The organism is Pseudomonas sp. (assembly GCF_036387035.1).
Classification (GTDB): domain Bacteria; phylum Pseudomonadota; class Gammaproteobacteria; order Pseudomonadales; family Pseudomonadaceae; genus Aquipseudomonas.
This window is the reverse complement of record NZ_DASVUM010000209.1, coordinates 1-9193: the sequence shown is the minus strand read 5'-3', so window position 1 is coordinate 9193 and position 9193 is coordinate 1. Positions and strand designations below refer to the sequence as shown.

The following is a 9193-nucleotide window of genomic DNA, read 5'->3' as shown; positions in this document are numbered from 1 at the left end:
GTCTTCACGCTTGCCACCGTTTTCAACAAGCTTGTCATTGGCGCGTTTGATGCCGCCTTCCAGCGCCGCGCGGGAGGGATCGTTCGGTGGCAACACGGCCAGCAAACGCGTCCAGTAACTGACCGCCTGATCGAAACGCTGGCTCTCGAACCCGCTGATGCCCATCAGGCCCAGACTGGTCACCTCCTTGGGGTCGAGCTTCAGGGCTTCTTCGGCAATCCCCTGGATCTGCGGCGTCCAGGCTTTGTTGCCGGCGAAATACAACGCCTGCGCCCACTGCCCGAGCAGTTCCGGCTGGCGACCCGCAAGCTTGGCCGCGCGCTCGAACATCCGGGCGGCATCGGCCGGGCGATCCTGGGCCATGTAGCTTCGCGCGAGGAAGTACGCGCTCTGGGCCGAGTCCGGTTGCGCCTTGACCGCGCGCTCCAGCCGCTCGGTCATCTGCGCCAGAGAACCGGGCGGCTGGGAAAACTCCCGGGTCAACTCAACTTTGTCCGACGCGCCAAAGTGCAGGTACAGCCCCAGCGCCAACACCGGCACCAGAATCGCCGCGAGCAAGGGCAGCGGCTTGCCCAGGCGCGACACCCGTTCGGCACCCACGCCTTCGGTGTCGGCCAACAGTTCGCGCGCGGCCTCGGCACGACCGCCGTCCATTTGCGCCGCAGACAGCACGCCCTCCTCCTGCTGCGCCTGCAGCTCGGCGATGCGTTCCTGATACAGGGCCACGTTGAGGGCGGTACGGTCTTCTTCGCTCTGTGCGCGACGACCGCGCACCACAGGAATCAGCAGGAAACTCAAGGCCACCAGCAGCAACAGGCCGGCGGCCATCCAGAAATCAATCATTCGCGGTTTTTATCCAGCAAGTGGGCGAGGCGCTGACGCTCCTCCTCGGAAAGCACGTCGGCGTCTTCGCGGCTTGAGCGGCGACGGCGCACGACAATCACACCAATCAACACCGCGCCGCCCACTAGCAGCCCTGCCGGACCGAACCAGAGCAGCCAGGTGTGCGCATTGAGCTCGGGCTTGTAACGCACGAACTCACCGTACCGATCAACCATGAAATCGATGATCTGCTGATTGCTCTGGCCTTCGCCGAGCATGCGGTAGATCTCCTTGCGCAGGTCGGCGGCGATGGGCGCATTGGAATCGGCGATGTCCTGGTTTTGGCATTTCGGGCAGCGCAGCTCTCGTGTCAACTCGGTGTAGCGAGCTCGCTCCGCGTCGTCCTTGAAGGTGTATGCATCGATCGCCGCGTGAGCAACACCCGCAAAACCAACCGCCAACACCGCGGCAACCACCAGCCGCCGCATTCCACGCAGCACCGAGCCAGCAGACACACCGCCACGCCCCGGTGGGAGCGAGCTTGCTCGCGAAGGGGCCCGTACAGCCGCTATATCCTGCCGGCCGATCATTGCGAGCCCTCGTCAACCAGCGCCTGGTACTGGCCCGCCAGCTTCTCGCGCCAGACGGTTTCGTCGATGACGCCGACATGCTTGTAACGAATCACACCTTTTGCATCGATCAGGAAGGTCTCGGGCGCGCCGTAAACGCCCAGATTGAGGCCCAGGCTGCCGGCTTCGTCGTTGATGTTCAACTGGTAGGGATCGTGAAACTCCTTGAGCCATTTCAACGCATCGGCATTGATGTCTTTGTAGTTGACGCCGTAAATCACCACGCCCTGCTGCGCCAGTTTGGTCAGCACTGGGTGCTCGACGCGGCAGGCCACACACCAGGTGCCCCAAACGTTCACCAGCGCCGGTTTGCCGAGCAGGCTGGCGCGGGTCAGCGGGGCTCCGTCTTGCACGGCAGGCAAGCTGAATTCAGGGAATGGCTTGCCGATCAACGCCGACGGTAATTCCGACGGGTCGAGGTACAAACCCCGGTACAGCAGCGCCGCCATGCCGAGAAACAGCACCAGCGGCGCCAGCAACATCCAGCGCCTCATACTGCCGCTCCCGTCATGCTCAGCGCGTCACGCACTTTGGCGCGGACTTTGACGCGGTAACGTTTGTCCAGCGCCGCCAGCAGCCCGCCCAATGCCGTAATCAGCCCGCCAAACCAGATCCAGCGCACGAACGGCTTGACGTGAACCCGCACCGCCCACGCGCCGTTTTCCAGCGGTTCGCCCAGCGCCACATACAAGTCGCGAGTAAAACCGGCGTCGATGCCCGCTTCGGTCATCATCGAACGCTGCACGGTGTACAGGCGTTTTTCCGGGTGCAGCACGGTGATTTCCTGGTCGTTTTCGAGCACACGAATAGTGCCGCGATCAGAGGTGAAGTTAGGCCCTTGGTAGTGTTGAGCCCCCTCGAACACGAACCTATAGCCGCCCAGCTCAACCGATTCGCCGGGGGCCATGCGCAGGTCACGCTCAGCGCTGTTCTGACTCGACAACACCACGCCCAGCGCCAGCACGGCGATACCGATGTGCGCCACTTGCATGCCCCAATAACTGCGGGTCAACGAGCGCATGCCCTTGAGCAGGCCTTTGTGCCGCGTCTTGTCGAACAGGTCACGCACGCCGGCCAGCAACACCCAGGCGGCGAGCAAGCAAGTGGCAAGTACCGCCCAGTGGAAGTCGGCCATGGCAAAGCCGGCGATCACCGCCAGCACCGCGCTGCCCACCAGCACCGGCGCGAGCATGCTCAGCAGCCATTTGACCGGGGTGTCTTTCCAGCGCACCAGCACGCCCACCGCCATCACCGCCATGAGCAAACCCATCAGCGGCACAAACAGGGCGTTGAAATACGGCGGACCGACCGACATCTTCGCCCCGCTCAAAGCGTCCAGCACCAGCGGGTACAGGGTCCCAAGCAGGATCATCGACGCCGCCACCACCAGCACCAGGTTATTGCCGAGCAGCAGCGTTTCCCGCGACCAAAGGCCAAAGCCGACGTGGCTTTTCACCACCGGCGCGCGCAGGGCAAACAAGGTCAGGGAGCCGCCGACCACCATCAGCAGGAAGATCAGAATAAACACGCCACGGGCCGGGTCAGAGGCAAACGCATGCACCGACGTCAGCACGCCGGAGCGCACCAGGAACGTACCGAGCAGGCTCAACGAAAACGCCGCGATGGCCAGCAGCACTGTCCAGCTCTTGAACACGCCGCGTTTTTCAGTGACCGCCAGAGAGTGAATCAGCGCCGTACCCACCAGCCACGGCATGAACGAGGCGTTCTCCACCGGGTCCCAGAACCACCATCCGCCCCAGCCGAGTTCGTAATAGGCCCACCACGAGCCCAACGTGATGCCGACGCCCAGAAAAGCCCAGGCGACGATGGTCCACGGCCGCGACCAGCGCGCCCACGCGGCATCGAGGCGACCGCCGAGCAAGGCAGCGATGGCAAAGGCGAACGCCACCGAGAACCCGACGTAGCCCATGTACAGCATCGGCGGGTGGACGATCAGGCCGATGTCCTGCAGCAGCGGGTTGAGGTCACGACCGTCCTGGGGCACCTGCGGCAAAATGCGGCTGAACGGGTTAGAGGTCAGGATCAGAAACAGCAAAAAGCCGACGCTGATCATGCCCATCACCGCCAGGACGCGGGCGAGCATGACCTGCGGCAGTTGCCGGGAAAAGATCGACACGGCAAAGGTCCAGCCGCCGAGGATCAGTGCCCAGAGCAGTAACGAGCCTTCGTGTGCGCCCCAGACGGCGCTGAACTTGTAGTACCACGGCAAGGCGCTGTTGGAGTTCTCGGCGACGTAGGCCACCGAAAAATCATCGACCATGAACGAGTGGGTCAGGCAGCCAAAGGCGAACACCAGAAATGCAAACTGCCCCCACGCGGCGGGTTGCGCGAGGCTCATCCACAGACGATCGCCGCGCCAGGCGCCCAGCAGCGGCACGACGGCCTGCACAATGGCGAAGCACAGGGCCAGGATCATGGCCAGATGGCCGAGTTCGGGAATCATCGTTTACCCCTGTTTGTCCGGGAGAGCGGCGGGCGTGGCGGCAGGCGCGGGCTGGCCGCTGTCTTTGAGTGCCTTGGCGACTTCCGGCGGCATGTATTTCTCATCGTGTTTGGCGAGCACTTCATCGGCAGCGACCACGCCGTCGGCGTTCAGCTTGCCAAGGGCGACGATGCCCTGCCCTTCGCGGAAGAGGTCCGGAAGGATCCCGCGATAGGTAATGGGCACCGACTTGTTGAAGTCCGTGACGACAAAGGTGACGTCCAGGGAATCCGCAGAGCGTTGCAGTGACCCCTTCACCACCATGCCACCGGCGCGAATCCGTGTGTCACGAGGCGCTTCGCCGTTGGCGATCTGCGTGGGGGTATAAAACAGGTTGATGTTTTCCTTCAGCGCACTGAGGGCAAGGCTGACCGCAATGCCGACCCCGGCGACGATCGCCGCAATGATCAACAGGCGTTTTTTTCGCAACGGATTCACGTAATGCTCTCCCGGCGCAGACGGCGCGCCTCTTGTTGCAGGTAACGCCGTCGCGCCAAAACCGGTGCCAGGACGTTGATCGCCAGCACGCTGAAACACAGGCCGTAAGCCGACCAGACGTACAGTCCATGCTTGCCCATGGCGAGAAAATCGCTGAAAGACTCGAAGCTCATCGTTCAGCTCCCTGACGAGAGGACGCTATGTGGCCAAGGTGCTTTATCAACTCATCCTTGACCCACCCGGCACGGGCTTCGCGCTTGAGCACTTCCAGGCGCATGCGCATCAGCAGCACCGCCCCGAAAAAGCAGTAGAACCCCAGCACGGTGAACAGCAGCGGCAGCCACATTTCAGCGGGCATCGCCGGCTTTTCCGTCAGGCTGAACGTCGCGCCCTGGTGCAGGGTGCTCCACCACTCCACCGAATATTTGATGATCGGGATATTGATCACCCCGACGATAGCCAGCACCGCGCAGGCCCTGGCGGCGCTGTCGCGGTTGGTGATGGCGTTGCCCAGCGCGATCAGACCGAAATACAGAAACAACAGAATGAGCATTGAGGTCAGTCGAGCATCCCACACCCACCATGAGCCCCAAGTCGGCTTGCCCCAGATCGCGCCGGTGACCAGCGCCAGGGCCGTCATCCACGCGCCGATGGGCGCCGCGCATTGCAGGGCGATGTCGGCCATCTTCATCTTCCAGACCAGCCCGACCACGCCGCACACCGCCATCATCACGTAGCAGGACTGAGCCAGCATCGCTGCCGGCACATGGATATAAATGATGCGAAAGCTGTTGCCCTGCTGATAGTCGGGCGGCGCAAACGCCAGGCCCCAGACCACGCCGATGCCGATCAGCAGGGCCGCAGCAATGCTCAGCCACGGCAGCAGACGGCGACTGATGCCGTAAAACCATTTGGGCGAACCGAGTTTATGGAACCAGGCCCAACTGATGCCGCCTTTAGCCTTGGCGCTTGTGTTCATCACGCTGCCTTTTCATCGGGGTGCTCATTATCACGGTGTGTCCCAGCCAGAAACGCTTTCAGGGCGAGGCGCTCCTTATCAGTGGAGCGTCCTGGGCCTGCCGATGGAAAAGCTGTCCACTCGGTCAGGGGGCGATTATTCGCCAACGCTGATCTTCAAACCAGCGGCAATTGCAAAGGGCGTCAGGGTTACCGCCAGAGCGGCAAGACTGCCAAGCCAAAGCAGATAACCGGTCGCAGGCATGCCCTCAAGTGCAGCCTGCAAGGCGCCGCTGCCCAGAATCAGCACCGGGATGTACAGCGGCAGAATCAACAACGCCAACAGGAGACCGCCGCGCTTGAGCCCTACAGTCAAGGCCGCACCCACCGCGCCGAGCAGGCTCAGCACCGGGGTGCCCAGCAGCAGCGACAGCAGCAGCACAGGCAAGCACGCACTCGGCAGGCCCAGCATCAGCGCCAGCACAGGAGACAGCAATACCAGTGCCAGCCCGGAAAACACCCAGTGCGCCAGCACTTTCGCCAGCACCAGCAGCGCCAGTGGCTGCGACGACAGCACCCACTGTTCAAGAGAGCCGTCTTCGAAATCGCTGCGAAACAGGCCGTCCAGCGACAGCAGCACGGACAACAGCGCCGCCACCCACACCAACCCCGGCGACAGGCGCTGCAGCAGTTGCGTATCAGGGCCGACGGCCAGGGGAAACAGCGCGATGACGATGGCGAAGAACACCAGCGGGTTGAGCAGCTCGGCCGGACGACGGAACAGCAGACGCGCTTCGCGGGCAATCAGCAGGGTAAACACATGACTCATGCCGCCCACTGCCCCAGGTCCAGATCACGGTAGCCCGACGGTGTGTGGCTCAGCGTGTGGTGGGTGGTGAGCACCACCGCGCCGCCGTTTTCACAATGGGCGGCCAGGTGCGACTCAAGCTGCGCCACGCCCTGTTTGTCCAGCGCGGTAAAGGGTTCGTCGAGCATCCACAAGCCGGGGCCGGGCAAGTACAGCCGGGCCAGTGCCACGCGGCGACGCTGGCCGGCGGACAAGGTGTGGCACGGCACGTCTTCGAACCCGCGCAGGCCAACGGCTTCCAGCGCACGCCAGATGTCGTCGGGCTTCACCGGCGTGTGCAGCGCGCAGAGCCAGGCGAGGTTTTCCAGAGGGGTGAGCAAGTCTTTGATGCCGGCGGCGTGCCCGATCCACAACAGGTGACGGGTCAGTTCGGTGCGCTGCCTGGCGAGGGGTTTGCCGTCGAGCAGCACGCTGCCGGCGGAGGGCTGCATGAGCCCGCACAGCAGGCGCAACAGGCTGGTCTTGCCGCTGCCGTTAGGGCCGCTGATCTGCACCATATCGCCTGCGCCCAGCCGCAATTCGAGGTTCTCGAACAGCAGGCGCCAGTCACGCTCGCAAGTGAGCGCCACGGCTTCAAGGACGGGGATCGACATGAGGACCTTCTTTTCAGTAGCAGCGGCACGGCGGTTCAAGTCGGGGTCATGACGGCCGTTATACTGATGCAGCTTAACGGTGGACCGCCGACGACGTCGGTGCCGGATTATACATACCCGGACCCGCCACCCAGAGCGCAAATTTACCGAGTCGGGATCTGATGACAGGCGATATACCCAATCTTTCTCCAGTAGCGGCCGCCACGGCCTTGCTGCGCGCCGGCGTTCCGGCGGGCGAAGTGCTCAAGCTGATGGAGCCGCGCGAAGGGCTGTTGACCTCGGGTCAGGTGGCCAGCGCCGAAGTGGTCAGCCTCAAGCAGTTGGGCCAGGACTTTCAGCTGTTGCTCAAGCTGACCATGGACAACGGCCGGCAAACCACCCTGCCCGTCAGCAGTTCGCTGCCGCTGACGCCCGGCACCAGCGTCAACGTCGCCCAAGGCTCGGCCGACACCCTGACCATCAGCGTGCAGGACCTCCAAAAAGCCGTTACCAACAGCCTGACCAGCATCGACACCCGGCAATTACCCGCCGGCACGCTGTTGCAGGGCAAGGTGCTGACCACGCAGGTCGCGGCGCAAAATGTCGCGCAGTTGACGGGGCAACCCCCCGGGCAATCGTCTGCCAGCGCACAGCCAACTAATTACCGCTCCATCGTCATGCTGCTCAACACGGCGCTGGCCGGCACCAGCCTGACCGTCGACAGCCCGCAGCCGTTGCGGGTCGGCAGTCTGCTCAGCGCTCAGGTCCAGAACAGTCAGGCGCTGAATTTTGTCGCCCTGCCCAATCGGCTGGACCAGTTGGCGCTGGCGCAGCAGTTGTCGACCCAGCAAAGCCGTCAGGGCTCCTTGCAGGGCTTGATCGCGGCCCTGCAAAACATGCCACCGCCGGCGGCCGAGGGTGACAACCTGTCGCCGTCACTGCGGGCCAGCATTGATCAGCTGTTGGCCGATCTGCCGGACGTCCCGCAGATGACCACCGCCAAGGGCGTGGCGCTGGCACTGAACGCCAGCGGGCTATTCATGGAATCGCGGTTGCTGGCCGGGCAGAACCCGACGCTGGTGCCGGACATGAAAGCCAACCTGCTGCGCCTGTTCACCCAGATTCTGCCGGGGCTGCCAGACAACGTCAGTTACAACGCTGCCGCGGCCGGCAACACCCTGGCGCGCGCCATGCCGAGCGTGTTGCGCAGCGCCTTCGGCACGCTGGGGCTGGTGGCAGCGCCGAGCCAGCCGATCAACTTCCCATTACCACCGCGCACCCTTGGCCACCCGGACAACAAAGACGATCTGGAGACGCTGCTGAAACTGGCGGCGGGGGCCATTTCGCGCCTGCAAAGCCATCAACTGGGCGGACTGGAGCAGACACGCACCAACGCCGACGGCACGCAGGTGACCACCTGGCAACTGGAAATCCCGATGCGCAACGCCCACGACATCGTGCCGTTGCAGGTCAAGGTTCAGCGCGAGGACACGCCTGAGCGCGAAGACACGGCTGACACGCCAGCGCAGGAAACCAGGGAAAAAGAGAAATTGTGGCGGCTGGAGCTGGCGTTTGATCTGGAACCGCTTGGCCCGTTGCACGTGCAGGCGCAACTGATGGCCGGGACCATCGCCAGCCAGCTGTGGGCGGAACGCGAACGCAGCGCCGAGTTGATATCCAGCGAGCTGGACAATCTGCGTGCGCGGTTGGTGGCGTGCGGTTTGAACGTCAAGGAACTGCAATGCAACCGTGGGGTGCCGCCCCAAGGGCCGCGCACCGTGCTCGAACAACGCTGGATCGACGAGAACGCCTGATGAGCAGACCCGAGCAGACACCGCGTCAGGCCATTGCCCTGAGCTACGACGGTCACCAGGCGCCGACGCTGACAGCCAAGGGCGATGACACCCTGGCCGAAGCCATTCTGGCGATCGCCCGTGAATACAAAGTGCCGATTTACGAAAACGCCGAACTGGTGAAGATGCTCGCGCGCCTTGAACTGGGCGACAGCATTCCCCAGGAGCTGTACCTGACCATCGCCGAAATCATCGCGTTTGCGTGGCGCCTGAAAGGCAAGTTTCCGGTGGGCTTCGACCCCGATGCCGGGCCGGTGGAGCGGGACATCACGCCGCGGTGAGGGTTTGCCCGCACCAGCGCGTTCGCCAGCAAGCCGGCTCCTACGGATTTCGCGTAGGACCGTGATTTCCGAGACAATCCGGATCCCACAGCTTGGCATACTGGCGTGATCTCTCGAACACTGCGCAGACCACTGTAATTGGATGGACTCGCCCAGGCCGAGGCGTCAATGCGCCACGGTGGCAGTCTAAACAGCCAACGACAGCGAGGGCGAGTCCATGAAAAAGCATACGACGGTTAATCAGTCTCTGTCTTCATCCGATCTCCCGGC

Annotated in this window: 11 protein-coding genes; 2 read left to right on the top strand and 9 right to left on the bottom strand. The window is 63.4% G+C overall.

Annotated elements, in window-relative coordinates; genetic code table 11:
• The 9 genes from ccmI to ccmA form a co-directional block, all read right to left on the bottom strand.
• A partial coding sequence (gene ccmI, locus VF672_RS19730) for a c-type cytochrome biogenesis protein CcmI (RefSeq protein ID WP_331106222.1) occupies window positions 1–843 on the bottom strand: 843 nt, incomplete at its 3' end.
• Window positions 840–1310: a cytochrome c-type biogenesis protein gene (locus VF672_RS19725; RefSeq protein WP_331106223.1), complete on the bottom strand. Its 471-nt coding sequence runs from the start codon at window positions 1308–1310 to the stop codon at window positions 840–842. The genes ccmI and VF672_RS19725, both read right to left, overlap by 4 nt.
• 98 nt (window positions 1311–1408) lie before the next feature.
• On the bottom strand, window positions 1409–1945 hold the full coding sequence (locus tag VF672_RS19720) for a DsbE family thiol:disulfide interchange protein (RefSeq protein WP_331106221.1): 537 nt from the start codon (window positions 1943–1945) through the stop codon (window positions 1409–1411).
• Window positions 1942–3915, bottom strand: coding sequence for a heme lyase CcmF/NrfE family subunit (locus VF672_RS19715; RefSeq protein WP_331106220.1), 1974 nt, complete (start codon window positions 3913–3915; stop codon window positions 1942–1944). The genes VF672_RS19720 and VF672_RS19715 overlap by 4 nt, the downstream gene beginning before the upstream one ends.
• A 3-nt stretch (window positions 3916–3918) precedes the next feature.
• Window positions 3919–4392 (bottom strand): cytochrome c maturation protein CcmE, encoded by a 474-nt coding sequence (gene ccmE, locus VF672_RS19710; protein WP_331106219.1) that lies wholly within the window; start codon window positions 4390–4392, stop codon window positions 3919–3921.
• The gene (gene ccmD, locus VF672_RS19705) at window positions 4389–4565 is read right to left on the bottom strand and encodes a heme exporter protein CcmD (protein ID WP_331106218.1); all 177 of its coding nucleotides are present in this window, start codon (window positions 4563–4565) and stop codon (window positions 4389–4391) included. Before ccmD ends, ccmE begins: the two co-directional genes overlap by 4 nt.
• The gene (locus VF672_RS19700) at window positions 4562–5371 is read right to left on the bottom strand and encodes a heme ABC transporter permease (RefSeq protein ID WP_331106217.1); all 810 of its coding nucleotides are present in this window, start codon (window positions 5369–5371) and stop codon (window positions 4562–4564) included. Before VF672_RS19700 ends, ccmD begins: the two co-directional genes overlap by 4 nt.
• 135 nt (window positions 5372–5506) lie before the next feature.
• Window positions 5507–6178 (bottom strand): heme exporter protein CcmB, encoded by a 672-nt coding sequence (gene ccmB / locus VF672_RS19695; protein ID WP_331106216.1) that lies wholly within the window; start codon window positions 6176–6178, stop codon window positions 5507–5509.
• Window positions 6175–6810, bottom strand: a complete 636-nt coding sequence (gene ccmA, locus VF672_RS19690; protein WP_331106215.1) for a cytochrome c biogenesis heme-transporting ATPase CcmA — start codon at window positions 6808–6810, stop codon at window positions 6175–6177. The genes ccmB and ccmA overlap by 4 nt, the downstream gene beginning before the upstream one ends.
• A gap of 161 nt (window positions 6811–6971) precedes the next feature.
• Between ccmA and VF672_RS19685 the strand changes: the two genes are divergently transcribed.
• Together VF672_RS19685 and VF672_RS19680 are read left to right on the top strand one after the other, a co-directional pair.
• On the top strand, window positions 6972–8603 hold the full coding sequence (locus tag VF672_RS19685; protein ID WP_331106214.1) for a flagellar hook-length control protein FliK: 1632 nt from the start codon (window positions 6972–6974) through the stop codon (window positions 8601–8603).
• Complete coding sequence (locus VF672_RS19680; protein ID WP_331106213.1) at window positions 8603–8923, top strand: EscU/YscU/HrcU family type III secretion system export apparatus switch protein; 321 nt, start codon at window positions 8603–8605, stop codon at window positions 8921–8923. Before VF672_RS19685 ends, VF672_RS19680 begins: the two co-directional genes overlap by 1 nt.
• Window positions 8924–9193: the final 270 nt, after the last annotated feature.

What these genes read in the sequence shown, in the direction of transcription:
- VF672_RS19725 (WP_331106223.1), bottom strand. Translation starts at nt 1,310, where the DNA reads ATGCGGCGGCTGGTGGTTGCCGCGGTGTTGGCGGTTGGTTTTGCGGGT.
- VF672_RS19720 (WP_331106221.1), bottom strand. Translation starts at nt 1,945, where the DNA reads ATGAGGCGCTGGATGTTGCTGGCGCCGCTGGTGCTGTTTCTCGGCATG.
- VF672_RS19715 (WP_331106220.1), bottom strand. Translation starts at nt 3,915, where the DNA reads ATGATTCCCGAACTCGGCCATCTGGCCATGATCCTGGCCCTGTGCTTC.
- ccmD (WP_331106218.1), bottom strand. Translation starts at nt 4,565, where the DNA reads ATGAGCTTCGAGTCTTTCAGCGATTTTCTCGCCATGGGCAAGCATGGA.
- VF672_RS19700 (WP_331106217.1), bottom strand. Translation starts at nt 5,371, where the DNA reads ATGAACACAAGCGCCAAGGCTAAAGGCGGCATCAGTTGGGCCTGGTTC.
- ccmB (WP_331106216.1), bottom strand. Translation starts at nt 6,178, where the DNA reads ATGAGTCATGTGTTTACCCTGCTGATTGCCCGCGAAGCGCGTCTGCTG.
- ccmA (WP_331106215.1), bottom strand. Translation starts at nt 6,810, where the DNA reads ATGTCGATCCCCGTCCTTGAAGCCGTGGCGCTCACTTGCGAGCGTGAC.
- VF672_RS19685 (WP_331106214.1), top strand. Translation starts at nt 6,972, where the DNA reads ATGACAGGCGATATACCCAATCTTTCTCCAGTAGCGGCCGCCACGGCC.
- VF672_RS19680 (WP_331106213.1), top strand. Translation starts at nt 8,603, where the DNA reads ATGAGCAGACCCGAGCAGACACCGCGTCAGGCCATTGCCCTGAGCTAC.